The sequence below is a fragment of the Aeribacillus sp. FSL M8-0235 genome (genome assembly GCF_038000355.1).
Lineage (GTDB): Bacteria > Bacillota > Bacilli > Bacillales > Aeribacillaceae > Aeribacillus > Aeribacillus composti.
The window spans coordinates 3,423,224-3,449,469 of the sequence record NZ_JBBOBW010000001.1 but is presented as its reverse complement, the minus strand read 5'-3'; the positions used below and the strand labels follow the sequence as shown (position 1 = coordinate 3,449,469).

22 protein-coding genes and 3 riboswitches are annotated in these 26,246 nt (G+C 39.4%); of the genes, 18 read left to right on the top strand and 4 right to left on the bottom strand.

The window, feature by feature from the left end:
• Nucleotides 1-96: 96 nt before the first annotated feature.
• The 4 genes from NSQ71_RS16750 to NSQ71_RS16735 all read left to right on the top strand — a co-directional run bounded on the left by NSQ71_RS16750 (nucleotide 97) and on the right by NSQ71_RS16735 (nucleotide 4,730).
• Nucleotides 97-279: a hypothetical protein gene (locus tag NSQ71_RS16750; protein WP_066251194.1), complete on the top strand. Its 183-nt coding sequence runs from the start codon at nucleotides 97-99 to the stop codon at nucleotides 277-279.
• A 24-nt stretch (nucleotides 280-303) separates the two neighbouring features.
• Nucleotides 304-1,359: a galactitol-1-phosphate 5-dehydrogenase gene (locus NSQ71_RS16745; RefSeq protein WP_066251196.1), complete on the top strand. Its 1,056-nt coding sequence runs from the start codon at nucleotides 304-306 to the stop codon at nucleotides 1,357-1,359.
• A gap of 1,114 nt (nucleotides 1,360-2,473) precedes the next feature.
• Nucleotides 2,474-3,547, top strand: a complete 1,074-nt coding sequence (locus NSQ71_RS16740; RefSeq protein ID WP_066251199.1) for a BtaManbiosPhlase — start codon at nucleotides 2,474-2,476, stop codon at nucleotides 3,545-3,547.
• A gap of 241 nt (nucleotides 3,548-3,788) precedes the next feature.
• Nucleotides 3,789-4,730 carry an MTP-1 family protein gene (locus tag NSQ71_RS16735; RefSeq protein WP_340734276.1) on the top strand — a complete coding sequence of 314 codons (942 nt, stop codon included), beginning with the start codon at nucleotides 3,789-3,791 and terminating at the stop codon, nucleotides 4,728-4,730.
• 422 nt (nucleotides 4,731-5,152) lie between these two features.
• Here the strand turns inward: NSQ71_RS16735 and NSQ71_RS16730 are convergent, their stop codons facing one another.
• From NSQ71_RS16730 to NSQ71_RS16715, 4 genes are all read right to left on the bottom strand, one after another.
• On the bottom strand, nucleotides 5,153-6,445 hold the full coding sequence (locus NSQ71_RS16730) for an MFS transporter (protein WP_340734275.1): 1,293 nt from the start codon (nucleotides 6,443-6,445) through the stop codon (nucleotides 5,153-5,155).
• Nucleotides 6,446-6,628: 183 nt separating this feature from the next.
• A complete protein-coding gene (locus tag NSQ71_RS16725; protein ID WP_340734274.1) occupies nucleotides 6,629-7,990 on the bottom strand; it encodes an IS4 family transposase in 1,362 nt (453 codons plus the stop codon).
• A 584-nt stretch (nucleotides 7,991-8,574) separates the two neighbouring features.
• The gene (locus tag NSQ71_RS16720) at nucleotides 8,575-9,504 is read right to left on the bottom strand and encodes a 2-hydroxyacid dehydrogenase (protein WP_340734444.1); all 930 of its coding nucleotides are present in this window, start codon (nucleotides 9,502-9,504) and stop codon (nucleotides 8,575-8,577) included.
• A 63-nt stretch (nucleotides 9,505-9,567) separates the two neighbouring features.
• Entirely contained in the window at nucleotides 9,568-10,203 is a 636-nt protein-coding gene (locus NSQ71_RS16715; protein ID WP_340734273.1) for a hypothetical protein, read from the bottom strand.
• Between the two features lie 154 nt (nucleotides 10,204-10,357).
• Here NSQ71_RS16715 and NSQ71_RS16710 point away from each other — a divergent pair, with 154 nt between their 5' ends.
• The 14 genes from NSQ71_RS16710 to purK all read left to right on the top strand — a co-directional run bounded on the left by NSQ71_RS16710 (nucleotide 10,358) and on the right by purK (nucleotide 26,233).
• Nucleotides 10,358-10,906 (top strand): V4R domain-containing protein, encoded by a 549-nt coding sequence (locus NSQ71_RS16710; protein WP_340734272.1) that lies wholly within the window; start codon nucleotides 10,358-10,360, stop codon nucleotides 10,904-10,906.
• A gap of 151 nt (nucleotides 10,907-11,057) precedes the next feature.
• A complete protein-coding gene (gene tnpA, locus NSQ71_RS16705) occupies nucleotides 11,058-11,477 on the top strand; it encodes an IS200/IS605 family transposase (RefSeq protein WP_340734271.1) in 420 nt (139 codons plus the stop codon).
• Nucleotide 11,478: 1 nt separating this feature from the next.
• On the top strand, nucleotides 11,479-12,744 hold the full coding sequence (locus NSQ71_RS16700) for an RNA-guided endonuclease InsQ/TnpB family protein (RefSeq protein WP_340734443.1): 1,266 nt from the start codon (nucleotides 11,479-11,481) through the stop codon (nucleotides 12,742-12,744).
• A 21-nt stretch (nucleotides 12,745-12,765) separates the two neighbouring features.
• Nucleotides 12,766-14,094, top strand: coding sequence for a PucR family transcriptional regulator (locus NSQ71_RS16695; RefSeq protein ID WP_340734270.1), 1,329 nt, complete (start codon nucleotides 12,766-12,768; stop codon nucleotides 14,092-14,094).
• A gap of 352 nt (nucleotides 14,095-14,446) precedes the next feature.
• A complete protein-coding gene (locus tag NSQ71_RS16690; RefSeq protein WP_082829641.1) occupies nucleotides 14,447-14,614 on the top strand; it encodes an aspartyl-phosphate phosphatase Spo0E family protein in 168 nt (55 codons plus the stop codon).
• A 278-nt stretch (nucleotides 14,615-14,892) separates the two neighbouring features.
• Nucleotides 14,893-15,609, top strand: coding sequence for a 5-formyltetrahydrofolate cyclo-ligase (locus NSQ71_RS16685; protein WP_340734269.1), 717 nt, complete (start codon nucleotides 14,893-14,895; stop codon nucleotides 15,607-15,609).
• A 229-nt stretch (nucleotides 15,610-15,838) separates the two neighbouring features.
• Entirely contained in the window at nucleotides 15,839-16,792 is a 954-nt protein-coding gene (locus NSQ71_RS16680) for an AAA family ATPase (RefSeq protein WP_063388834.1), read from the top strand.
• Nucleotides 16,793-16,797: 5 nt separating this feature from the next.
• Nucleotides 16,798-18,000 carry a DUF58 domain-containing protein gene (locus tag NSQ71_RS16675; RefSeq protein WP_066252179.1) on the top strand — a complete coding sequence of 401 codons (1,203 nt, stop codon included), beginning with the start codon at nucleotides 16,798-16,800 and terminating at the stop codon, nucleotides 17,998-18,000.
• The gene (locus NSQ71_RS16670; RefSeq protein WP_340734268.1) at nucleotides 18,000-20,165 is read left to right on the top strand and encodes a DUF4129 domain-containing transglutaminase family protein; all 2,166 of its coding nucleotides are present in this window, start codon (nucleotides 18,000-18,002) and stop codon (nucleotides 20,163-20,165) included. The genes NSQ71_RS16675 and NSQ71_RS16670 overlap by 1 nt, the downstream gene beginning before the upstream one ends.
• A gap of 33 nt (nucleotides 20,166-20,198) precedes the next feature.
• Nucleotides 20,199-20,300, top strand: a riboswitch (purine riboswitch).
• A gap of 115 nt (nucleotides 20,301-20,415) precedes the next feature.
• Entirely contained in the window at nucleotides 20,416-21,936 is a 1,521-nt protein-coding gene (guaA, locus tag NSQ71_RS16665) for a glutamine-hydrolyzing GMP synthase (RefSeq protein ID WP_340734442.1), read from the top strand.
• 38 nt (nucleotides 21,937-21,974) lie between these two features.
• Nucleotides 21,975-22,076: riboswitch (purine riboswitch) on the top strand.
• Complete coding sequence (locus NSQ71_RS16660; RefSeq protein WP_157727845.1) at nucleotides 22,075-22,236, top strand: hypothetical protein; 162 nt, start codon at nucleotides 22,075-22,077, stop codon at nucleotides 22,234-22,236. It overlaps the preceding riboswitch by 2 nt.
• Complete coding sequence (locus tag NSQ71_RS16655; RefSeq protein ID WP_339197745.1) at nucleotides 22,214-23,539, top strand: NCS2 family permease; 1,326 nt, start codon at nucleotides 22,214-22,216, stop codon at nucleotides 23,537-23,539. The genes NSQ71_RS16660 and NSQ71_RS16655 overlap by 23 nt, the downstream gene beginning before the upstream one ends.
• An 825-nt stretch (nucleotides 23,540-24,364) precedes the next feature.
• A riboswitch (purine riboswitch) is annotated at nucleotides 24,365-24,466 on the top strand.
• 164 nt (nucleotides 24,467-24,630) lie between these two features.
• Complete coding sequence (gene purE / locus NSQ71_RS16650; RefSeq protein WP_339210493.1) at nucleotides 24,631-25,119, top strand: 5-(carboxyamino)imidazole ribonucleotide mutase; 489 nt, start codon at nucleotides 24,631-24,633, stop codon at nucleotides 25,117-25,119.
• Entirely contained in the window at nucleotides 25,112-26,233 is a 1,122-nt protein-coding gene (gene purK, locus NSQ71_RS16645) for a 5-(carboxyamino)imidazole ribonucleotide synthase (protein ID WP_339210491.1), read from the top strand. The genes purE and purK overlap by 8 nt, the downstream gene beginning before the upstream one ends.
• Nucleotides 26,234-26,246 lie beyond the last annotated feature (13 nt).

Below are 26,246 nucleotides of genomic sequence, written 5' to 3'. Positions count from 1 at the left end.
CCCCACCGCATAGCAGGTGGGGATATGTCTCATGTAAGTCTTGGCAAAGGGGAAGAAGTAAAGTATTGACAAACATGTCAATAAGAAGGTGAAAAAATGATTGAGAGCATCATAGATTTTATTCTTGGACCGTATGGGAGAATGGTCAGCGATTTTTATATTGAACATCAATTTATCATAAATTCAATCGTGTTGGCAGTTGCATTTTACAAGCTTTTCAAAAATAAATCTAAAGGTGTTCGTTCGGAGCAAGATATGAAGGTTCATAACGAAAATTAAACCATGCGGGAAAGGGAATAGGAAATGAAAGCACTAAAACTTTACGGAAAACGAGATCTGCGGTTCGAGGATGCTAGTGAACCAAGGATAGAAAATGAGAACGACGTGATCATTAAAGTAAAAGCAACAGGCATATGCGGTTCAGACATTTCAAGATATGCAAAACTGGGACCTTACGTACAAGGGATGATTTGGGGACATGAATTTTCCGGTGAAGTGGTAGAAGTTGGTCCTTCTGTCTCTCATGTAAAAGCAGGAGACAGGGTTGTCGGCTGTCCTGCTTTATATTGCGGTAAATGTGAAAGCTGCAAAAAAGGGATTTTGTCCCAATGTGAAAGCTTGCATGTTATTGGAGCCTTACAGCCGGGATCCTTTGCCGAATATGTGAAATTGCCTAGTGAAAATGTGCTTTTAATACCGGACGAGATAAGCTATGACTCCGCTGCTTTGATTGAGCCGTCATCCGTTGTCGTACACGGGCTTTACCGGACATCGTTGCAGCCGGGTGACAGCGTTGCTGTCATGGGATGCGGAACTATCGGGCTTCTCGCAGTCCAATGGGCAAAAATTTTTGGAGCAAGTGAAATCTTTGCGATTGATATCGATGATCAGAAATTAAATATTGCCAAAGAAATGGGAGCGGATTTTACGATTAATCCTCTTGAAAAATCGGCATATGATCAAATCATGGAGCTGACGAATGGAAAAGGAGTAGACATTGCTGTAGAATCAGCGGGATCCCCTGTAACTTCCGCCCAAGTTTTTTCATTAGCGAAAAAGAGAGGGCAGGTTGTATTTATGGGAATTCCATACGGAGACGTCCTAGTCGAAAGATTTTACTTTGAAAAAATCGTCCGAAACGAATTAACCGTATTAGGATCTTGGAATGCCATATCGTCTCCGTTTCCGGGAAAAGAATGGAAAACGACAATCGATTGTATGAGAACCGGAAAAATAAACGCTGAGGCGCTGATCACACATCGCATCACGTTAGAGGAAGGACCGAAAATGTTTGAAAAAATTTTAGAAAAAAAAGAGTTCATCGGCAAAGTATTGTTTTATCCGGAAATTAGGCTTTAATTTTCAGCCGCTGTTTGAGCTATGCGGAAAGCTTATTCTTGCCATTTGAACTATTGTTACCTGCTTGGAGCTTCATTTGCAAAATATACAAATGAATAAAAACAGCTGAACAAAGTCTAGCCTTCCTTATTTGGGAGGCATTCAGACTGTCGGCGAATGCTTTCATCCAGCGTCACTGGCCTCGTCCGCTCATGAACTTTTTTGGTTCGATTCGCATCTTCTCTAAAGATCAGTTCCTTGTCTGCCAAGCGTTTTTAAGACAGACTAAGGTGGAAAAAATCGAAATGAATAGACGCTTAGATGGTAGGGCTGTCCAAAAAGTCAGGGTTAACTGACTTTTTGGAGCCATTCATTTGGTACAGTCAAAATATTCCGTTGGAGAGGTGCCCAAGTTAACTGACTTTTTGGAGCCCCTTCATTTTAGGGATTTATCGGACAAACCATTTTTTCCTATCTTGTTTAATCCTTCAGAAGTCTTATGAAGGATTTTTCTTATGTTCTCTTTCTGAATTACGTTCTTCAAAAGTTTTATGATGGACATTCAGCACATACAATTGCTTCTTGTTGGACTTCATTGCCTCTATGAAGGACATTTACAAATTTTATTCGATTATTTTTGTCCTTTACAGTAGTATTTCTCCCCAATCCTTCATTTTAGGAACCCATCGGACTGTCATTTTTATATAGAGAATTTTGTTTGAATTTGCTCTGTACACCCCTTGATAACCATCCCTGTCATTATGCAGTATGTCAATCTTTCGTTTGTTTTGTCACCATAAAAATAATGGCTCATCTTTCAATACATAAGTGCTGCGTTTTGCCTTGCCAATCCATTCAAGAGGTGTTTGTGGATTTTTGGACAGCTGGATTTCATGCTTTAACTCTTACCTTTGATTGAAAATTGCCATATCAACCTTGATTTTTATTCTGAATATTTATATTAGCGACGCTGTATAAATGAGATGTTCTTTGGATAGATAATTCAAACGTTGATCATGGATTGTTTAACATTCGATCACAATTGGTAACAGGAATTGAAAAGGGGACATTGAAGAAAAATAACATGGCAATTCAAAAAACTTCCTAGATTTTTTTAAAACAGGAGGCATTGGTTGTGAAAGTTTTTCGTTTTCCAGAAAATCCACTGATTGCTCCGGACGATGTAAAACCTTTTCACCGTGGACATGAAGTAATAGGAGTTTTTAATGCTGGTGTTGCCCAGTTGAACGGCGAAGTGCTTTTATTGCTGCGCGTTGCTGAACGTCCTGTCTGTACTGATCCAAATGTCGTGAAAATTTCTTATATCGATTTTTCTTCAGGAAAAGGAAAGCTGAAAGAGATGGAATTGCAAAAAAATGACAAAAGATATGATTTTTCTGACCCAAGAATGATTTTTTACAGTGATTCCATGCATAGAGCTGCCTATGTCACATCTTTATCTTATTTTCGACTTGCCCGCAGCAAAGACGGACGGAATTTCACCATTGATGATAAACCTTTCATGTATCCGGAAACTGAACGTGAAGCATGGGGAATTGAAGACCCAAGAATTACTAAGATTGGTGCATCTTTTTACATTCAGTACAGCGCAGTGTCGCCTGAAGGCATTGGAGTGGGGCTTGCCTCAACAACTGATTTTAAAACATGCAGGCGGCTAGGGTTAATTTTTCATCCTGAAAACAAAGATGTGGCCATTTTTCCTGAAAAAATTAATGGCAAGTACTATGCGCTGCATCGACCTGTACCGAAAGGAATCGGCAGACCGGAAATATGGATTGCTGAATCGGACAATCTTTTATATTGGGGAAATCATCGGCATTTGCTTAGTCTTAGCGAAAAAGGATGGGACAGCTGCCGCATTGGCGGGGGAGCAGTTCCATTTAAAACCGATAGAGGCTGGTTGGCTATTTATCATGGCGCTGATCAAAACGACTGCTATTCTTTAGGTGCTCTGCTTCTAGACTTGAATGATCCTGGGAAAATGTTAGCTAAGACGGAGGAACCCATTTTAAAGCCTGAAGCGGATTATGAAATGAACGGATTCTTCGGTCAAGTTGTATTTACATGCGGAGCTTTGACGGAAAATGGTACAGTTCGGATTTATTATGGTGCATCGGATCAATCGGTTGCAGGTGCGGAAATTTCTCTTGAAGAAATAATGGAAAAACTTTGCAAACGTTTTATTTGAAATAGGGCAGGGCATATAAATAATTTGCTGATCTTTGTAAATGATATAATTGACGAAATACTTTTGTTATGTAAAATAATTAAAAGAATTCTTTTGAAAAGGTAAATAATATGATGAATCCATTTGTAAAATATTTTTCCCCCGTTACACATCATTGTCAAGCATCATTGGAATTGAATATGATAAAACATCAGAAAGTCTTTGCTAGAAACAGAAATGCAAAAGTGTGGAGGGAGCTTTTGTGCGGTTGGAGAAAACGGGCATTAAGTCAAGCGCTAAGCTGCTAAAAGAATTTGAAAATGCTCCTCAGCCGATCAATCCACAAAAGTTAATTTTCAAAGGTGTAGGAAATAGGGACGTATATAATATCTCGGCGCCGTTTTTAGATGATGGGGAACTTGTCATAGCAGGTAGAGTAGAGCCTCGAAACAGCGAGCATTCAGAAGTATATTTCTTTGTAAATCGGGATGGAAAGTGGATTCCGAAAGAAGGAGCGCCGAAATTTCAGCTGCAGGATCCGTTCGTGACGAGAATTGGCGGAGATTTAGTTTTTGGCGGAGTTGAAATTTTTCCGCATCCCACTTTTAAAAGCTCACTTTGGTGGAGAACGCTTTTTTATAAAGGGAAAAATATTGCAGATTTAGAAAAATTCGCTAAAGGTCCTGAAGGCATGAAGGATATCAGAGTGATTGAATTAAAAGACGGATCAATTGGAGTGTTGACAAGGCCTCAAGGCGAGAAAGGCGGTCTCGGCAAAATTGGGTTTATCCGAATACCGACTCTTGATGATCTTAATCCCGAAAATCTCGAAAAAGCCACGCTTTTAGAGGGCCAATTTACGGATGAAGAATGGGGAGGAGCAAACGAACTGCATTTGCTTTCTAACGGTCTGATTGGTGTGCTCGGACATATAGCAAGAAAAGATGAACAAGGGAACCGCCATTATTATCCGATGGTGTTTGTATTAGATCCTGATACAATGAAATTTTCTGATATGGAACTCATTGCAACGAGATCCCATTTTTTGAAAGGCGCTGCCAAGCGGCCTGACCTTGTCAATGTAGTTTTCAGCGGCGGTTTAATCAGAAAAGGGGATGGAACAGCTGATCTATATGTAGGCACCAGCGATGCAGAAGCGCAAAAAATTACCATTGCTGATCCGTTTGTGAAGTATGAAAAATAAGGAAGATTGCAAAATAAAAGGTTCATCATCAAAAGGCGGGGGTGACAAATTTCCTTCCCGTTTCTAGGCGGATACGAAAGAAAAGATGTTCGTTGTTTCGGTATCCATCCCCCCTTTTTGATGAGTTTTATTTTATTTTTTCCCAAAGCAAATGGGACAAAGAATGCATGGAAGTGCTGCTTGGGTTGGAAAAACAGCAGGCACTTCATCAGAAGGCATAGAAACCATAAAAAAGATGGTAATGGCAGAATAGATTTGATAAATTAGTTTGTCTAGTCAACAATTACGATACTAGAGTTTTCGCTTTTTTATACCTATTAATGGAAAAATTATTCATTTTTATATTAACAACCCCAAGTATGGTGAGAAATAAAGCCCAGATTATCCACATGGAATGGAATAATCTGGGCTTTGTAATTTTCTTAAGCCTTTATTTGTACTTTATCATTCAGCTCTCTATTCGCTCCATCTTTTACAGACCAAATAGCTATGAAGCTGATCAATGCAGCGAAAATAATATAAATGGCAACAGGAATGTAGGAATTGTTAAATTCCACTAATAAAGCGGTTGCAATTAACGGTGCGGTCCCTCCGGCAACTGCAGCCCCAAGCTGATAGCCTAGAGATATTCCCGTATATCGAACTTTGGCCGAAAAAATTTCTGAAATCATTGTGCCGAGAACTGCATTCACAGATCCCCAAATAACGCCTAGGCCGATCACCGTTGCTAAAATTAATAAAAACACCGAATTTTGTTGAAGCATCCAAAAATATGGGAACGCATATAAAATAGTGAGTATAATTCCGCTAATATAAATCGTTTTTCGTCCGATTCGATCTGATAAGCTTCCGACGAGCGGAATGACGATTGTAGCTACGATAGAGCCTATCAGTACAGCATTTAATGCATCTGTATTATCAAAATTCAAAGTTGAAGTGGCATACGATACAATAAACGTACCAAATATATAAAACGGTGCAGTTTCCACGACTTTTGCACCCATCGCAATTAAAACCTCTTTCCAATGGTAGCGAAGAGTGTCTACCAATGGAATTTTAGCAACCTCTCCTTCTTGTTGAGCTTTTTTAAAGGCAGGCGTCTCATCAATTCCTTTTCTAATCCACAGCCCGAAAATTACAAGCAATGCACTTAACAGAAATGGAACACGCCAGCCCCATGACATAAATTGATCATGCGGCAAAAGTGACATAATTGAAAGGGCAAGGGTGCCTAAAATCAATCCTAAAGAAATTCCCATTTGAGGTGCACTTCCAAAAAAACCTCTATTATTTTTTGAAGCATATTCAACAGCTAGTAAAACAGAGCCTCCCCATTCTCCGCCAAGAGCTAAACCTTGTATGAAACGCAACAGAGTCAAAAAGATAGGAGCCCAAATTCCGATCACTTGATACGTAGGCATTACCCCCATGCCAAATGTGGCAATTCCCATTAAGCTAAGGGTTAAAACCAATGTTTTCTTTCTTCCTAACCTGTCGCCAATATGGCTGAAAATAATTCCGCCAACAGGTCTGAGGAAAAACGCTAAAGCAAAAGAAGTATAGGCAATTAATAATCCGACTGTAGGGTCTTCATTAACAAAAAACAATTGGTTAAAAACTAATGATGCAACTGTTCCATAAAGAAAGTAGTCAAACCATTCAATCGCACTTCCTACTAAACTGGCAATCAATATTTTCCATTTACCCTTGACCATGGCTTTCTCCCCTTCTTCAAATTTTTCGTTATAAAATCGAATTGTTTAAACGCTTTCATTTTCACGAAGCTTTCAGTTCATTTAGAGCTTTGTCCGCCTCCTTTCATTTTATTAAATTTTCTGACAACAGATAAACAGGTCATCTGATGACCGGAAAATAGAAATATCTTTTTTTATATTAACTCAACTTTCGCACACAGAAATATTTAAGCATTGCTTGATATAATTAGGTATAGTGGCCAACCATTTATTCATTTGATTTTTAAAGATGTCCATGTTCAAAGAAACCTCGGCTTCCGCCAAAGTTTGGAAAAGGTCAATAAGTGATTGAAGGGCAGTAATAAAATCTATGTCTTTTACATCTTCGCAAAGGATGTAAAAAAGGTTGCCAAGCGTCTTAGGATCCTCCTCTTTGCGCATTTGCCAAGCAATGAGAATATATCGTGTAAAAACAATGGTTGTATGGCTAATTAACATGTCGTAGGAACGTCCCTGGAATTCTTTCTCTAAATTTAAAAGGGATTTATTGCATTTGAAGAAGACTTCAATGTCCCAACGCATGCCGTAAATACGAATGATCTCTTCATTTTCTAATGTTGTATCTGTGCTGAGAATGGCAAGCCATTCGCTCCGTTTATTACGGTTTCGTACAAATAGAATTTTTACTGGAATTCCATTGTCTAAAGTAGCATAAACGGATCCGAGAATGTCTTTTTTACCCATGTGAGGTTTTGCCAATTTGTAAAGTTGATTCAGTGTGAAACGTTCACCATTGTAAACGTATCGCTGCTTTAATTGCTTCACCATGCCAATGACAAATAACCCTTTGTTCGTAATCTTCTCAATTAAAGGCGCTTGTGTAAACCAGGAATCCATGAGAACATAGTCAGCTATAATCCCTTTTTCAAGCGCATGATCAAGTAAAGCTGAAGCCACGTCCGGTTTTGATTTCAGAGCTTCCTGGCGACGCTTATAGCCAGATGTTCGTTTATCAATATTGGGATTGATTTCTTGCAGGCGATTTTCCTTTTTCGGTGAACTTAGAAGAGCAAAATCAACGGGAATAAAAGTAAAACTATCGGTCCAGCCAAGGGTAAGCATTTGAAACCCTTTCAAGTACTGATGGGTAGAGTGATCAAAAACCTTAGCCAACAGTTCAACCGACTTACTACGGTTTCTTGAAAAGACAGAATCATCAATCACAAAAGCTGTGACACGATCTTTTGAAGTTAATGGTTGAAGCAGACGGATCATTTCACTGCTTAATGAAAGTAGAAACTTTCTCCAATGATAGGTTGGTGTATTTAAAAAGCGATAGACTGTATCCTTTCCGGGCAGATCCTGAGATCGTTTACTCATAAAAGCACGAAACCAGTTCTTATATTGGAAGACTAAAAGAAAAATCAGTTTGAAAACAGTAAGACAAGAATACCCGGAAAGTTTCGTAATATTCGCTTTTCTTAAATGATATCCAATATTTAATTCGGAAAATCCTTGTTTAATTTCTTTTGGTAATTGCGCAAAGTAGTCTTTATTCGTTATCATAGTGGTGACACCTTTCTTTTGGATTTGGTTTCGTCACCAATATTTTACCAAAAGAATAGGTGTCTTTCTTTATGTTTTAAAAAATGTCAAATGATAATTTTGTACTTCCCAAAACCATTTACATCAAGCATTTAAACAAGATTTTGGACTGCGAAAGCTGAGATATTAACATAAATGACATTTTTGTAAAAAGTATCTTTTTAAAAAAATTCCATTTCACGAATTATTTAACTAAATACGTAAAAAAAAGCAGATCATCCAACGTCCGATCTGCAAATAAAAACTAGCATCCATGACTGCTGAATGCTTTAAGAAAACGATTTGATTATTTCAGCACAATCATCAGCAGCGAATGAAATATAACAGAAAAAGCAGCCCATTGCAAAAAGAGTGGAGCTAAAGGCTGAACTTAGAACGGTTTGAATGAATCAGCATTTATCCCGGTTTCAGCAAGCAGCAGTTTAAGGACTCACATTTTATGTTTTCAAAGAAAAAAAGCGCCTCCGTGGAGAGCGTTTTTTTTCTTTGAAAAGATTTTTTGGAAAGGGAGTGTTTCTGATGTTCAGAGGTTTGAAATTAGCAATTCACTTTCGCATCACTTCTTGATTTATTAAATTGGGCGGACATAATCCTTTCAGCCCCTTTATTAAATTTTCCGTCGCCAGTTTTGCCATTGCATACCGCGTTTCATAAGTTGCTGAGCCGATATGCGGTAATGTGACGACATTATTCATTTTTAACAGAGGGTGATCTTTCGGGACAGGTTCTTGTTCAAATACATCAAGCCCGGCACCTAAAATGAGTTTGTTTTGGAGCGCGTAAATAAGGTCTTTTTCGTTGACGGTCTGGCCCCTTGAACCGTTGATGAAAATGGCGCTTCGTTTCATCAATTGAAATTGTTTTAGCCCGATTAAATGCTTTGTTTCTGATGTTAACGGCGTCATAAGGCAGACAAAGTCTGATTGTTTTAGTAAGTCCTCAAGCTCGCAATAGGTGGCATGAAATTGTTCCTCTGCCTTTTGATTGCGGGATCGGTTATGATATAAAATGTTCATGCCAAAACCGAAATGTGCTCTTTTGGCAATGGCGGTGCCGATTTTCCCCATGCCGATAATCCCAAGTGTTTTATGGTGAACGTCAACACCAAATAAATTTTCTCCAATCGGGGCTTCCCATTTGCCTTCTTTTACGTAACGATCTAACTCCGCCATTCTTCTAGCTGTTATAAGGAGCAGCCCAAAAATTGCATCAGCCGTTGTTTCATTTAAAACATCAGGTGTATTGGTTGCCATAATGTTTCGTTTCGTTAATTCCTGAATGTCTAAATTGTCATATCCAACCGAAACATTGCTGACAATTCGCAATTTTGGAGCTTGCTTTAAAAAATGCTGATCGATTCGCATTCCTGCGCCAATAATCCCTTCAGCGTCATGTAAGTCATGCAGAAATATAGAATAGTCTTCACTGTCGGGGTAATATTTGATCTCACATACTTGTTTCAAGCTGTTTAAAATATCTTCAGGACTAGACTTAAAAAATGAATGATCGTGTGTTCGTCTTCATGAAAACTCATTTTATCATTTGCCTTCCAGCTGTTGTTTTATAACTTCCAGCGCCCAATATTTCGGCGGTTTTTCTGCTTCTAATTTTGCCAAGCATTCCCGGTGGATTTCGGCAACTCGTTCTGGTGTGATGACGTCAGCAGGATCCACTTCTACAATTTTTACTGTACTTTTATCTTCGTAAAGATGCTCTCCCTTAAGTCTCCCCTTTTCATCATACGGCCATAAAAATACTTGACGGCTTGAGTAATGATAAATTTTGTCCGGATCATCTACTTCAAATCCTAAATCAAGCAATCCTTGGCCTTTAATTAATTGGTGGAAAGTCAGTTCATCTGCAATTCCCCAATCAGCCACAGCTAGCAAGTCATCAGAATGCCAAAGTACTGATTTTGATGCAATATGATAGAAGTTGAGGACTCCTTCTTTTCCTTCAATAACAGCAGGCTCGCTTCCCCAAGTAACACGATAAACGGGGTGATCGACCATCATATCGGAAGAGACAATTTCATTGAACATGCCAGCGCCTTCCAGATGAACGTGTCGGCGGAAGTTTTCAAGAATCGCAATATGCAATGGATTGGTTGTTTTAGCCAGCAATTCTTCAACTGGTTTCATGCAATTATAAATTTGTTCTTCAAATGTATTCATATTATTCTCCCCCTCTTTTTGTTAACGCTTACATTTTTAACAGAATCAATTCTGATCATTACTGATATCTTATATAAAATTTCCTGAAAATTTATTAAATATATATGATAATTTTGATAAAAAATGCTAATAGTTTGCGGTGAGGGGGATGGAAATGGGGAAAGTTTTAGACTCCAATGAAATGATGAAATTTTTGCCTGAATCTGGGCAAATCTTAAATACTTTGCGAAATCATTTAATTTCAGCTTTAGGTCTCGACAGAGCTAAAGGTTTTTTATTACGGTATGGCTGGGATTGCGGCAATAATTTTTCAAATCATTTAAGAATGAAAGATGCTTATCATACGCTGACATTGAAAGAACTGTTTATCGCTTGTTCGCATATGCACGGCATAACGGCTGATTTAGGCATTTCAGTTAAAGAGCTGTATATCGACCCTGTAACAAAAGATTATTATTCAGAAGGCTATTGGAAGCATTCACAAGAAGCTGAACACCATATTGCAACCTTTGGATTATCTTCTGATCCAGTATGTTTTACACTAATAGGATTTGCAGGCGGATATGTGAGCAATCATTTGGGCAGAAAAGTAATTTTTAAAGAAGTTGAGTGTAAAGGAAAGGGTGATCCGCATTGTCATTGGATTGCTAAACCGGTTTTAGGATTGGGGAGAAGAAATCGAAAAAGAGCTGCCTTATTATGAAGAGGAAAATTTAGGATAAAGCGGTGAGAATCCTCCTTATTTCAATGAGGAGATGAATCAACGCCTTCTTTGTACAGATAAAAGACTATATGTAATCAATCTAATCCATATAAATATTGGAATTTCGTTGTATTTGTAATATACTATATGTATGGATAAAAAAGCAAAAATTACTTATGCTAGAACTTGTGTTTATAATGTCAATTATCATATTGTATGGTCTGTCAAATATCGAAGAAAGGTGCTAATCAAGGAAATCGAGAAATATTTAAAAGACCTTTTTCAAGAAATCGCAAAAGAAAAAGGATTTGAAGTGGTCATGATGGAGGTAGGTGAACAAGATCATATTCATGTATTTGCGACCGCTCATCCAAAAGTAGCTCCTTCTTACATTGTAAAAATGTTAAAAGGAATTTCGGGCAGAAAATTGTTCTTAGAATTTCCTGAGATTAAGCAAAAGTTATGGAAAGGGCAACTATGGAACAGCAGTTACTATATTGAAACGATTGGTTCTATTAGTGAAGGAGCGATTAAGAAATACATTGCTATGCAGAAGAAGGGCAGTGAATAACATGATTCGTGCATCGTATTTCATTTATAAACCAAATCAAATGAACGAGATTATCCTTCGTCAGCTATGTTATGCGAGCCGAAAATTATGGAATGTTGCAAATTTTGAAAGACGTAACTGGACAAAAGATAGTGGTATTCCTTATCCTAACTGGTACGATCAAAAGAAGCGGTTAAAGAATCACTTTTGGTACAAGAATCTTCCTTCTCAATCCGCACAAGAAGTTTTGAAGGTGTTACAAGAATCTTGGCAATCATTTTTTGAATTGAAGAAATCGGGAGGGATTGAAAATCCCAAACCTCCACGATTCAAACATCACAATTTCAATGTAAAGTTTCTAAACAATGGTTTTCGCATCGAAGGAAATCGTATTCGATTGTCTATTCCTGCTAAACAAAAGGCTTATTTGCAAGAAACGTATGGGATTATAGAGAAATTCGTTTATATCTCTATCCCTAAACATATAAAAATTCATCATGTGAAAACGGTCGAAGTAAAACCGTTGAAAAATGGGAAGTACAAAATTATTTTGGCACAAAAATACGATGATGTGTTGATGAAGCAACATTCTACAAAGTTTATGTCTATCGACATAGGGATTGCGAACGCTCTTACTTGTTATGATTATAAAGGAAACTCTCATATTCTATCGGGTCGCCAATGGTTAGCGGTTGAACGGTATTTTCACAAGAAAATAGCGCACTATCAAGCTATTTCTGATGCTCAACAGGTAGCCAAAGGAATGAAATACCCGAAGAAATCCAAACGAGTGTTGCAGTTATATCGCAAAAGAAAAGGACAAACGTTTCATATCTTGCATTGTATGACGAAGAAAGTTGTTGATCTTGCAGTTAAGCAAGGTGTTGAAACGATTGTCATTGGAGATATAACAGGTATTCGTGATCAAACGAATTTTGGGAAGAAAACCAATCAAAAGTTTCATCAATTACCGTTTGAAAAGATAGTTCAGATGATCACGTATAAAGCCGAGGAACAAGGGATTTCAGTCGTTAAGCAATCAGAAGAATATACATCACAAACGTGTTCGGTATGTACACCATATCCAGCGAAAGAATTTGCGAAAAGGTCGAATCGTAAGCATCGAGGACTATATGTATGTAAGGATTGTCAAAGTGTAATCAATGCAGATGTGAATGGAGCGATCAACATCAGCAAAAAGTATCTGAAAGGGCTGAAAGCCCAATCAGTAGTGGTGTTGGACACGCCAACTGTGTATACGTTTAATGGACAAAAGTTCATTGCGTAGAACAGGAAGCTCGTCATTTCAATGACGAGTAGTTCACGACAAGAGCTAGACAAAGCTTTTATAAGGATAGAAAAGCAGAAAGAAATGTTTAAGAAAGCTCTTATGATTAATGAAAAGTTGACAAATTCGCTATTAAACGGGTGTGGACTAAAGGGGATATTGAACACTTTAGCGGTTGAGATGAATTGTGCTCTTCTGCTGGAAAACTCTCACCGTCAGTTGATTGCAGCGAGCGATTCGCTTCGAAAAATTTATTTAAACAGCGCTGATTATGTGTGGGAGAAAGTGGAAACAGTAGATATAAAAGAAAAATGTAATACGAATCGGGTAAAAGTTTCTTCAGCAAAAGGCTATACATTTGAAAAATTAATATCTCCTGTTTTTGTAAGAAACAACATTTTTGGTTATGTTTCACTAATTCGTGAATCAGAAGGCTTTTCGGAATTGGACTATATCGTCATTGAAAAGGCGGCATCCATTTGTGCTATGCAAATAATAAATGAAACTTCTGCGTTTGAAAACGAACAGCGAATTAAAGGAGAATTGCTGAACGCCGTTTTTAGGGGGGAATTTTCAGAAGAAGAGCTTACTTACCGATTAAAATTAATGGGATACAATCTTAATCAACCGCAATATGTGTTTTTGTTTCATCTGGACAGCGGCCAAGAGTTTAATCGAAAAGAGCTTGAAGATTCGCTTAATCATGATAAAACTGCAGCAGCTGAAAACTTAAATAAATTGATCAAGCAGCAGGGTTTTGCATGTATAATGACAACAAAAGTCAATCAGCTGATTGCTGTTATTCCTGAAGATTTTATCCGTCAATTTTCATCTGAAGTTTCATGCGGGCAATGGCTAATTGATCAGATTTTCTCCGAGATTAAACCTTTTGAAATGAAATTGGGGATCAGCAGTTTATGTCAGCAAGCATCAGATTTGAAAAAAGGATTAAAAGAAGCAGAAAAAACAATTAAGATTATGAAGTTTTCTAAAAGCAATGCGAAAGTCAAAGCATTTAAGGAGCTTTTAGCGGTTGCGAAGTTAATATGCTCTGAAAATTTACCAGAAATGGAAGCCTTTGCACATACAATGCTTCAAAAAATAAAAAACTACGATGACAAGCATGGCTCAGATTTATTAGAAACGCTTTTTTGGTATGTTGAAAATAACGGACATCTATATAAAACAGCCGAAAGAATGCATGTTTCATTAGGGTCTGTTCGTTACCGACTGAAGAGGATGCAAGAAATTGGCGGGTTTGATTTATCGTCGAGCCAAGGCTTCTTTGATGTTCATGCTGCGGTCAATATTTATCTTTTCTTAGGGCTCATTGAAGTCAAAATGAAATAAAGCGCAAGTTTTATAATCATAACAATTTGTCCAATAAACTCAACTCCCTCTTGCACGCTCAGGCTGTTTCAGAGGATTTTCATCAGAAAATACAATCCATTCAGGAAATTTGCAAAAATAATTATCCGATTTTTTAAGTGAACGCTATTTTAAAAATTTTACAATGGGTTTATTGTGCTAGGAACGTTTTTTTCTACACGGTGGAGAAAATAAACCCCAATACTTTTTAAATGGGGGAATTTACCCCCTTCTTCCGCAAATTTCTTCAATAAATTACAAATCTTTACATTATTCGTAAGAGTATGGTACTATTAATACTACTAAAACTCGTAAAAAATGAGGTTACTGAAAAATGAATAAAATGAATATTCTATCTATTAAAATAGAAAATGAACGAGCATATATGATTTCATTGGCTGAGAAATATGGATATACATCTGAGGTTGTGTTAAAAATCAGTCAGGAACTTGATAAGCTGATTCATCAATACCAAATCGAGCTCTTAAAAAAAACGAAGTGAACTTGGCAGTATATTGATAAAATTATCTCCCATCTTGAATCAAAATGGTATCTACCTTTCAGCTTTCAAATTGGGCAATCGTAAGAATGGCAGCTCTTTTGATTTTCCGACACATATTTTAGATTCCCGGAGTATACCGCTGTTCTTGTTCTATGAGCCCCAAGATAGAATATGAAAACATCATCTTTTCGTTTGTCAATTGGCTGTTTTTACAAAGTTTCACCACTGCTTTTTTATTTGTAAAGGTTAAATCACGGCGCAGGAAGAAGGTTTAGAAGATGGATAAACAGGCCGTCAGGGAAAAAATATGGACTCAGCTTGAAAAAGAGAAGCTTGGACGCTTTCCGTTTCCGCTGAAAAATAGAATTCCAAATTTCAAAGGAGCTGAACAAGCTGCAAAAATTGTTGCTTCGATGCCTGAATATAAATCGGCAAACGTCGTAAAGGTGAACCCTGATGCTCCGCAGCTTCCAATTCGGACGAAAGTGCTAATTGATGGAAAGATTCTTCTTATGCCAACTCCAAGATTAAAATCCGGTTTTATCATGGTGAAGCCTGAATGGGTGCCAAAAGGAGAAGAGAGAAAAGCCGCCAGCTTGAAACATATGAATACGTTCGGAAAGGAAATCTCTCTCGATCAGCTGCCAACTATTGATTTCATCGTGGTTGGATCGGTTGCAGTCCATAGGGACGGGCGCAGAATTGGAAAAGGCGAAGGATATGCCGATCGCGAATATGCCATTATTCGGGAGCTTGGGCAGCCTTCTGTTCCTGTCGTCACGACTGTTCATAGCATTCAGCTGGTAGAAGACGATTTTCCTATTGATCCGTATGATTTGACGGTTGATTGGATTGCTACAGAAAAAGAATTGATCAAAACGAACACTCCTTATTCAAAGCCGGAAGGAATCATTTGGGAACAAGTAAGTGAAGAAGAGAAAGAACAAATGCCTATTTTAAAAGAAATTTGGGCAATGCTATACAAGCGTTCTTAACGATCATTCCCTTGCATTTTACTTTATTTAGCATGACGTCATCCCATTCATTTAGAAGTATAAAATTTGTGAAAATTCTCAATTTTCTACCCCTTATTCTTTTCTCAGAAGAAAACGGAACAATGTACAATAAATTTTAAACAGTTTGAAAACGAATCGTTTTTTTCTGCTATTAGGCAATTGTATAATAGAGTTAGAAGTGCAGATATGATGATTGGGAGGCCTATAAATGCAAGGGGAGACGATGCATCCAAAATTAGAAAAAATTGTCGAAAATGTTGAAAAAGTTATTGTAGGAAAGAGTGAACTGGTCATTTTAAGTTTGTCGGCATTGCTTGCTGGAGGGCATGTGCTTCTCGAAGATGTACCCGGAGTTGGAAAAACGATGATGGTGAAGGCATTGGCAAAGTCTGTTGGGGCTGATTTTAAAAGAATTCAGTTTACACCTGATTTACTGCCTTCAGACGTTACTGGAGTATCGATATATAATCCGAAAACGATTGAATTTGAATACCGACCAGGACCGATTATGGCTAATATTATTTTGGCCGATGAAATAAATCGAAGCTCACCAAAGACCCAATCCGCCTTGCTTGAAGGCATGGAGGAAGGGAGTGTCACCATTGATGGCGTGACAATGCCGCTTGAAAAACCTTTTTTCGTTATGGCGACACAAAATCCGGTTGAGTATGAAGGAACTTATCCGTTGCCGGAGGCTCAATTGGATCGATTTTTGCTAAAACTGAAAATGGGCTATCCTTCCGTTACAGAAGAAGTAGAAGTGTTGACAAGAGCCGAAAAAGGACAGCCGCTTGATGAACTAACGTCAGTCATCACCAAAGACGAACTAACGGCACTTCAGGAAGAAATCAAACAAGTATATGTAGATGATACGATTAAACATTATATTGTAGACATCGTAAATAAGACGCGGAACCATGATTCCGTCTATTTAGGAGTCAGTCCCCGTGGTTCTGTTGCACTTATGAAGGCATCTCAGGCGTATGCGTTTATTCATGCCCGAGATTATGTGATCCCCGATGATGTTCAGTATTTATCCGTGCATGTCCTGCCCCATCGCATTATTTTGACATCTGAAGCGCGTTATGAAGGGAAAACAGCTGAACAAATCATTGAAGATATTCTTGCCGAAATCCCTGTGCCTGTAGTGAGGTCGCTGTGAAATCAATGAAAGGCTTGCTAAAAGGCACACGGCTGGCGTGGAACCTTGCTTTTTTAATATTGCTCGTGGCGGCTTCCTTTGCATATGCCATGTTTCAAGGAGGATTTGTCAGCTGGTTTTTATTGTATTCATTGCTGCCGTTTGTTGTTTATTCTGTTGCGTTGGCTCTTTATCCGCTGAAGAAGCTGCGAGTTCGGCGCAAATTAAATAAAACGGAATTTCAAGCAGGCGAACCGCTTGTTTGTACTATCGAAATTGAACAGCCGTTTCCCTTCCCTTTTTTCTTTGGAATCGTTGAGGATGTCCTTCCTGAAAAGCTGAAAAATTCGGGATCAGCGAAGATTGTATTGTTTCCTTGGTGGAAAAAACGTTTTTCATTCCAATATTCGTTATCTAATCTTCCGAGGGGATCCCATCATTTTGAAACAGTGCGATTTAAAACAGGAGATTTGTTTGGAATCATTGAAAGAGAAGGCATTTATTCGGCAAAAAATCACATTGTGGTCTATCCGCCATTTTTTGAGTTTCAGTACCGTCCCCAACAACTTTCACTTGAAAAGGATGCAGGTTTTGCAAGAACACGATATATAAAAGATGTTTCGATTGTTGCTGGGGTAAGGGAATATGAACCAGGAGACAAATTATCTTGGATAGACTGGAAGGCGACAGCGAGACGCCATTCGATCATGACAAAGGAATTTGAGCAGCTAAATAGCCAACAAATTGTTTGTTTCATCGATCGAACAAAGTCATCGTCATTTGAAGAGCTTATCTCATTTACAGCTTCGTTCTCTAAAGCAGTGCTCAAAAACGGTTCCAAGCTCGGGGTAGTTTCGGTTGGGAAAACGAAGAAAGTTTTTCCTATATCAAATCATGAGCATCATTGGAAGCATATCCTGTATCATTTAGCAGTAGCGGATTGCGATGGTGAGGACGAGTTTATCAACCAGCTTTTAGAGGAATTGAACAAATGGGGACAGCATTCATCTATCATGATTATGACAAGTCATTTACACCCTTCCTTGATTGACAAGCTTCTAGCGTTTCCGAAGCCGCGTCATGTCACCATTTGGCATGTGACAAAAGCGGTTGAAAAGCCGAGAAGAGATCAAGAACTAATAGATAAATTGCGGCGGCATTCGATAACTGTCCGCACTGTTGACGCCGGCATGTTCCGAGATGCAGCGCAAAGGGTGGGAAGCCGATAATGAAACAGCAAATCGTTAACTTTTGTTTATATTTGCTATCGTTTATTTTGCTGTGGGAATGGCTGCGGCCGCTTGAATATTCGACTGATTCTATCTATACCGTTATTTTCGTTATATTTATCGGAATTTCTCTCTTTTTTACTTTTATGCAGCTAAAATGGTATATCTCGTATCCAGTTAAATTATGCTATATTTTCTTTTTTATTCATCAGCAGTTCTACAACGGCTCTGTTTTTGAAATAGGATGGATATTAGAATTTATTCATGATCTTCGCTATAACTTAAACTTGATCACCGAAAGGTATTTCGGCGGAATGACTCCTCCATTCCGGACGTTTCTTTTCTTTGTATTATTGTGGCTGCTTGTCTATTTATTAAACTATTGGATTATTCAGAGAAAAAGAATTTTATTATTTTTAATTTTAACTATTACGTATGTGGCAGTATTAGATACGTTTTCGCCATATGATGCAACTTATGCGATTATACGGTTAGCGGTGGTTGGATTTTTTCTTTTAGGTCTTCTTTATTTTGAAAGGATGATTTTTTCGGAGAAAATTCCGTTTAGGTCTATTTTGTATTGGAAATGGATTGTGCCGCTTTTGGCAATGATTGTTGTTTCCGCTGCGATCGGGTGGCTCGCTCCGAAAGCGGCTCCCCAATGGCCAGACCCTTTACCGTATTTTTCGAAGTATAAACAGGACGGAGAAGGGGAGCATTTGTCAAATTCGGTTGTCAAAAAAATCGGTTATGGTACCAATGATGAGCAATTGGGCGGTCCGTTCATTCCAAACGATGCACCTGCTTTTCGGGCGTATGTAGAAAGGCAGCATTATTGGCGAGTTGAAACAAAAGATGTTTATACAGGAAAAGGCTGGATGACAAGCGACAGACAATTTTCCATTGCAAATGGATTTATCGGTCCGTATTTAAACTTGACGAGTAGTCAGGTTCAAACGGAACAGCTTGTTTCGACTGTAGAAATTGAGCGCGAATATCCATATCAGCATATTATTTATCCGCTTGGATTGCAGGAAATTTCCAGTGATGCTGATCAATACCGCATCGATCATGTTACGGAGAATATATTCCCAATGTTTAATGAATCGGGGGAACGGCTTTCCAGTTATTCTTTGAAATATTCTTATCCCTTGTTTGAAATTGAAAAATTGCAGGCTGTTCACTCGAATGAAGGTGCTCCAAAAGAATTGGTTGAACGATATACGCAGCTTCCCGTAAGCCTTCCGGAACGCGTGAAAAATCTCGCTGTGGAGATTACAAAAGATAAAAACAACTTTTATGATAAAGCCAAGGCGGTTGAACAGTATTTTTTGAAAGAACCGTTTGTATATGAAACGAATGATGTGGCTGTCCCAGAATTGGATGAAGATTATGTCGATCAGTTTTTATTTGAAACGAAGAAAGGATATTGCGACAATTTTTCAACATCTATGGTTGTTCTTCTTCGGTCTGTCGGAATTCCGGCGCGCTGGGTAAAGGGATATACCCCTGGGCAGTTTGTAGAAACGACAAGCGAAGGATTGGAAGTGTATGAAGTAACTAGCAACAATGCCCATTCGTGGGTAGAGGTTTATTTTTCTGGAATTGGCTGGGTCCCTTTTGAACCGACGATCGGTTTTTCCAATCCGCAGGAATTTGCACATCAATCAAATGAAAATCAACAAGATTCATCCGCTACCGAACAAGAACAAAGTCAGCCGCTTGAGGAAGAAAGTCAAGAACAAATCGATACGGATGATGCTAAGCAGCCAAAGGAATTCCCTTTTTCGCTATCACCAGCTGTTATTGTCTCCATCGGTTTCATCTTGTTTATAGCGGCATGTGTGTTAATACTTTTCAAAACGAGAAATAAATGGATGACCAGTTGGATGACTAGCTTCTATAAATGGAATCATGATGAGAAAGATTTTTTGAAAGCATACAGGCTTTTGCTTAAATCTCTGGAAAGATGTGGCTACAAACGGGAAAACGGGCAAACGTTAAGGGAATATGCAAAACAGATTGATCAAATGTTTGGAACAAATAGTATGTCGCAATTAACTTACATTTATGAGCGGGCGCTGTATCGGGGCGATGATCCAAGCAAGGAATGGGAGCAATCGAAAGAATTATGGGAAGATTTAATCAAAAAAACAACTTCTTGACCGGGTCTTGATCACTTGGTATGATAAGAAAAAATTCATAGCGGGAAGCTCCTTCGTATATCCTCGATAATATGGTTCGAGAGTCTCTACCGGGTTACCGTAAATAACCCGACTATGAAGGCAGAAGTTAGTAGATGTACTAGAATTCTGCCTTTTTTTCGGTAGAATTCTATTTTTTTGAAGTCAGATGTGAAACAATATATTGATCCATCAAAATAATGAGGTGAACACGTTGGAGAACATCCAAGACATGATCTTAGTGTTAGATTTCGGCAGCCAATACAATCAATTAATTACGCGCAGAATTCGCGAATTTGGTGTTTACAGCGAGCTTCATCCGCATACGCTGTCGATAGAAGATATCAAAAAAATGAATCCGAAAGGAATTATTTTGTCAGGGGGTCCAAACAGCGTATATGACGAAAAGTCTTTTCGCTGCGACGAGCGGATTTTTGAACTCGGGGTTCCAGTGCTCGGAATTTGCTATGGCATGCAATTAATGACCTATTTGCTCGGGGGAAAAGTGGAAAAGGCGAAGCACCGGGAATATGGAAAAGCAGCTTTACAAGTAAAGGAAAAATCGCCGTTGTTTGAAGGCTTGCCCGATGATCAAATCGTTTGGATGAGCCACGGGGATCTTGTGGCCGATATTCCGAACGGCTTTAAAGTAGACGCCGTTAGCCCATCATGTCCATTTGCTGCTATCAGCAATGATGAGCGGAACATGTACGGGGTTCAATTTCATCCAGAAGTACGCCATACGGAATTTGGAAACGACCTATTGAAAAATTTCGTTTTCCATATTTGCGGGTGCGCGAAATCGTGGACGATGGAAAACTTTATTGAAATGCAAATAGAGAACATCCGCAAAACTGTCGGAAACAAAAAAGTGCTATGTGCGCTAAGCGGCGGGGTGGACTCATCTGTTGTAGCCGTTTTAATCCATAAAGCGATCGGCAAGCAATTAACATGCATTTTTGTTGACCATGGACTCCTTCGCAAAGGGGAAGCGGAAAGCGTCATGAAGACGTTTAGCGAAGGGTTTAACATGAATGTCATTAAAGTGGATGCAAAAGACCGCTTTTTAGAAAAATTAAAGGGTGTCACTGACCCGGAAAAGAAAAGAAAAATCATTGGCAACGAGTTTATCTACGTTTTTGATGATGAAGCGGCAAAATTGGAGGGCATTGAGTTTCTTGCTCAAGGAACACTTTATACAGACATTATTGAAAGTGGTACACAGACAGCGCAAACGATCAAATCGCATCACAATGTCGGCGGACTTCCGGAGGATATGAAATTTCAACTGATTGAACCATTGAATACACTCTTTAAAGACGAAGTTCGCGCACTTGGAACAGAGCTTGGTATTCCAGATGAAATCGTTTGGCGGCAGCCGTTCCCGGGACCAGGATTAGCCATTCGGGTTTTAGGAGAAGTAACGGAAGAAAAGCTAGAGATTGTTCGGGAATCCGATGCTATTTTACGAGAGGAAATTAAAAAAGCCGGATTAGAGCGGGACATTTGGCAATATTTCACCGTTTTGCCTAACATCCGCAGCGTAGGTGTGATGGGCGATGCCCGCACGTACGATCATACAATTGGAATCCGTGCTGTCACTTCAATTGACGGCATGACTTCAGATTGGGCTCGTATTCCGTGGGAAGTGCTGGAAATGATCTCTACGCGGATTGTCAATGAAGTGCCGCACGTGAACCGAGTTGTCTACGATATTACAAGCAAGCCGCCGGCAACAATTGAATGGGAATAAATCTGACCAACTTGTATAAATCGGAATTATCATTTTTATATAATAAATATAAACATTCTCGTATAATTTCGGGAATATGGCCCGAAAGTTTCTACCAAGCTACCGTAAATAGCTTGACTACGAGGTGTTGACGGTTCGATGGCTGAAGGAGGAGAGGATCCTTTTCCTTTCTCACATTGGGCTTTCAGCAACCTCATGGTCAAGCGCATCCTTGGAATGGAGCGCTTATTTTTTTGCTTAAAGTTTTTTATACAGCCAATTGTAGGAGGACTTTATAATGAAAAAATATTTTCAATTTGATGAACTTGGCACTAATTACCGCAGGGAAATTATTGGCGGAATTACAACTTTTCTTTCAATGGCCTATATTTTGTTTGTCAATCCAGCAACGCTTTCATTAAGCTCTGTTGCTGATTTTCCCAATGAATTGAGAATGGATCAAGGAGCTGTCTTCACTGCGACCGCGTTGGCTGCAGCCATCGGGACACTCATCATGGGTATTGTGGCACGGTATCCGGTAGCTCTTGCTCCCGGTATGGGATTGAACGCGTTCTTTGCTTTTACTGTCGTTTTGACGTACGGCATCCCTTGGCAAACAGCCCTTTCAGGTGTTCTTGTTTCAGGTCTCTTTCTTGTCTTGCTGACGCTTAGCGGATTGCGGGAAAAAATTATTGATTCCATTCCGCCGGAGCTGAAGCATGCAGTCGGTGCGGGAATCGGATTGTTTATCACATTTATCGGTTTTCAAAATGCAGGCATAATTGTTAATGATGACGCTGTTCTTGTCGGATTGGGAGACTTGCGGAATGGAAATACTCTTCTATCTATTTTTGGATTAACTATTACGATTATTTTAATGGTTCGGCAAGTGAAAGGCGGCGTGTTTTACGGCATGGTGATTACGGCCGTTGTCGGAATGATTTTTGGCCTTGTTCCAAAACCGGATAAAATTATTGGGGAAATTCCGAGCTTGGCTCCGACGTTTGGAGTAGCTTTAGGACATTTAGGAGATATTTTTTCTTTACAAATGCTTGTCGTAATCTTAACGTTTATGTTTGTTGACTTTTTTGATACGGCTGGAACGCTGGTTGCGGTTGCCAACCAAGCAGGGTTATTGAAAAACAATAAACTTCCGCGAATCGGCAGAGCTTTAGTATCTGATTCAATGGGAACAGTTGTCGGAGCGATTTTAGGAACATCTTCAACCACTTCTTATGTAGAATCATCAGCAGGGGTTGCGGCAGGAGCGCGGACAGGGTTTGCTTCCATTATAACGGCAGGATGTTTCCTATTAGCTTTATTTTTCTCGCCGCTATTGAGCGTTATTACATCTTCTGTTACAGCTCCAGCGCTCATTATTGTCGGAGTTTTAATGGTATCGTCTTTAGGGCATATAAAATGGGATCAGTTTGAAATTGCTGTTCCGGCGTTTTTAATCTTGATTACAATGCCATTAACGTACAGCATCGCAACCGGTATTGCTATCGGCTTTATTTTCTACCCGATCACGATGATTCTAAAAGGAAGAGGAAAAGAGATTCATCCGATTTTGTATGGTTTATCGATTGTATTTCTGCTTTATTTCATCTTTCTTGTCAATTAATAAGAAGTCGAAGGATCAGATTGAAATGCTGTCTGATCCTTTTCTTGTGCGCCCGGCATGGGTGTAATCTATAGGGTGAAAGTCCCGAGCTGCGAAGGCAGAAGTAGCAGTTAGCTTAACGCAAGGGTGTCCGTGGTGACGCGGAATCTGAAGGAAGCGAGCGGCAAACTTCCGGTCTGAGGAACACGAACTTCATATGAGGCTAGGTATCACTGGGTGAGTTTGCAAGACAAAACAAAGCCCTTTCTGCCGAAGGTGATACAGAGTAAATGAAGCAGATGGATGGAAGGAAAGATTACACTCTTACCCGGGGAGGTCTGGCGGATATGTGAAGTACGCTTCATAACCTACTTAGTGATAAGTAGCTGAACCGTCAGAAGTCAGCAGAGGTCATAGTATTAGTTGGTCTAGAACAACTAAGAAGGACCGAACAATTAAGAGAGAATAGCCCTTGGCATTCAGTGAGTCATGATGAACACAGAAAACGTAGTACCTCACTTGAGGGAGGAAGCGGTGAATCCCGTGGGAGATCTCTTGGAGGGTGGAGTGACCACTGGCATAAAGAGAACAGCTATTCACGGAAGTTATAAAGACTTGCGTCAATTATCTTAATTGAACCGCCGTATACGGAACCGTACGTACGGTGGTGTGAGAGGACGGGAGTTAATCGCTCCCTCCTACTCGATTTGTTTTAGAAGGAAGTGAAAACGTCACAGATCATGATCAAGGTTCATCAAAACCCGAACATTCGGTGTTTAAAGAAAAATAATGTTCGATTTTATCGTTGACATAATGATTTTTCATTGTTAAGATGGAGTCGAAAACAGCATATGAAAACTAAAACCTCATATAATCTTGGGAATATGGCCCAAAAGTTTCTACCCAACAACCGTAAATTGTTGGACTATGAGGGAAAGTAATCGGCAAGATTTTTCAACTGAGCATACATATTACTTATGCCCGGTTTGTGTTACTTTCCCTTATTGATAGGGAAAATGCAGAAGCGGGCTTTTTTTATGCCTTTCAATTATTGTCAAGATTTTTAACGAAGGTGGCAACCTATTATTAAAAATAAAGAGGGGAGCATCGCCATGAATCCTGTCGTTGGAGTGATAATGGGAAGCACTTCAGATTGGGAAACGATGAAGCATGCCTGTGAAATATTAGATGAGCTGAATATTCCTTATGAAAAAAAGGTTGTTTCTGCCCACCGCACACCTGATTGGATGTTTCAATATGCAAGCACTGCCAGGGATCGCGGAATTCAAGTAATCATTGCAGGCGCAGGCGGAGCAGCACACTTGCCGGGAATGGTTGCAGCGAAAACAACTCTCCCTGTCATCGGAGTTCCGGTTAAAACAAACGCGTTAAACGGACTGGATTCGCTGCTCTCGATCGTGCAAATGCCCGGCGGCGTGCCTGTTGCAACAGTGGCGATAGGAAAAGCGGGCGCAGTGAACGCTGGTCTGTTAGCGGCGCAAATTTTGTCGATCAATGATGCTGATGTTCAGCAAAAGCTTGAACAACGGCGAGAAAATATGAGAAAAAACGTCATGGAAAGCAGTGATCAGCTTGTATAAAAAACTTTTGCCTCAAAGTACAATTGGAATCATTGGAGGCGGTCAACTAGGCAAATTTATGGCTATCGCTGCCAAAAATATGGGATATCGTGTGGCGGTGCTTGATCCAACACCGAATTCTCCATGCGGCCAAGTGAGCGACATTGAAATCACAGCCCGTTACGATGATTTGGATGCAATCAAAGAGCTTGCGAAGGTGAGCGATTGTATAACGTATGAATTTGAAAATATTGATTACGAGGCGTTAACTTGGCTTGAGAAAAACGCCTACTTGCCTCAAGGAAGCAGACTGCTCGCCATTACACAAGATCGCCAGACGGAAAAGGAAGCTGTGGCGAACGCTGGTGTGAAAGTTGCGCCGTATGAAGTCGTTGAATCAGAAGATGATTTTTATCAAGCCGTATCCAACATAGGCATCCCGAGTGTTTTAAAGACATGCCGCGGAGGATATGATGGGAAAGGCCAATTTGTACTAAAGCAAGAAGAAGATATAGAAGAAGCAAAAGCTTTGTTGAAGAACGGACGCTGTGTATTGGAAAAATGGATCGCGTTCGACAAAGAAATTTCGGTTATTGTCACTAGAAGCGTGACAGGTGAAGTCAGCACATTGCCTGTTGCCGAAAACATTCATGTTAACAATATTTTGCACGAAAGCATTGTACCTGCAAGAATTTCTGATTCGTTGAAGGAACAGGCGGAGGAAACAGCAAAAACATTGGCGGCGAAGCTTGGGCTGATTGGAACGCTGGCAGTTGAAATGTTTGTGGCAAACGATGAAATTTATATAAATGAGCTCGCCCCCCGGCCTCATAATTCAGGTCATTATTCATTAAATTTATGTGAAACATCGCAGTTTGAACAGCATATTCGCGCGATTTGCGGATTGCCTCTCGGAAACACGAAGCTCATTCATCAAGGAATTATGGTGAATATACTGGGCCAGCATCTAGAGCCTGTGTTGAAAAACGAAGAGCTGCTGAAAAAAGGGAAATTATTTTTATATGGAAAAGCGGAGGCAAAAATCAACAGAAAAATGGGACATATTACGTTCTTCAGTGATGAAATTGAGGAACTATTGACATATATCGAATCCACTCAAATTTGGAATGTTTGACAAGCTATTCATA

Coding starts and splice junctions, on each gene's coding strand:
- guaA (WP_340734442.1), top strand. CDS start 20,416: ATGATCTTAGTGTTAGATTTCGGCAGCCAATACAATCAATTAATTACG.
- NSQ71_RS16710 (WP_340734272.1), top strand. CDS start 10,358: ATGGGGAAAGTTTTAGACTCCAATGAAATGATGAAATTTTTGCCTGAA.
- NSQ71_RS16690 (WP_082829641.1), top strand. CDS start 14,447: ATGAATAAAATGAATATTCTATCTATTAAAATAGAAAATGAACGAGCA.
- NSQ71_RS16700 (WP_340734443.1), top strand. CDS start 11,479: ATGATTCGTGCATCGTATTTCATTTATAAACCAAATCAAATGAACGAG.
- tnpA (WP_340734271.1), top strand. CDS start 11,058: ATGGATAAAAAAGCAAAAATTACTTATGCTAGAACTTGTGTTTATAAT.
- NSQ71_RS16715 (WP_340734273.1), bottom strand. CDS start 10,203: ATGAATACATTTGAAGAACAAATTTATAATTGCATGAAACCAGTTGAA.
- NSQ71_RS16730 (WP_340734275.1), bottom strand. CDS start 6,445: ATGGTCAAGGGTAAATGGAAAATATTGATTGCCAGTTTAGTAGGAAGT.
- NSQ71_RS16685 (WP_340734269.1), top strand. CDS start 14,893: ATGGATAAACAGGCCGTCAGGGAAAAAATATGGACTCAGCTTGAAAAA.
- NSQ71_RS16655 (WP_339197745.1), top strand. CDS start 22,214: ATGAAAAAATATTTTCAATTTGATGAACTTGGCACTAATTACCGCAGG.
- NSQ71_RS16675 (WP_066252179.1), top strand. CDS start 16,798: ATGAAAGGCTTGCTAAAAGGCACACGGCTGGCGTGGAACCTTGCTTTT.
- NSQ71_RS16680 (WP_063388834.1), top strand. CDS start 15,839: ATGCAAGGGGAGACGATGCATCCAAAATTAGAAAAAATTGTCGAAAAT.
- NSQ71_RS16670 (WP_340734268.1), top strand. CDS start 18,000: ATGAAACAGCAAATCGTTAACTTTTGTTTATATTTGCTATCGTTTATT.
- NSQ71_RS16745 (WP_066251196.1), top strand. CDS start 304: ATGAAAGCACTAAAACTTTACGGAAAACGAGATCTGCGGTTCGAGGAT.
- NSQ71_RS16750 (WP_066251194.1), top strand. CDS start 97: ATGATTGAGAGCATCATAGATTTTATTCTTGGACCGTATGGGAGAATG.
- NSQ71_RS16660 (WP_157727845.1), top strand. CDS start 22,075: ATGGCTGAAGGAGGAGAGGATCCTTTTCCTTTCTCACATTGGGCTTTC.
- purE (WP_339210493.1), top strand. CDS start 24,631: ATGAATCCTGTCGTTGGAGTGATAATGGGAAGCACTTCAGATTGGGAA.
- NSQ71_RS16695 (WP_340734270.1), top strand. CDS start 12,766: ATGACGAGTAGTTCACGACAAGAGCTAGACAAAGCTTTTATAAGGATA.
- NSQ71_RS16725 (WP_340734274.1), bottom strand. CDS start 7,990: ATGATAACGAATAAAGACTACTTTGCGCAATTACCAAAAGAAATTAAA.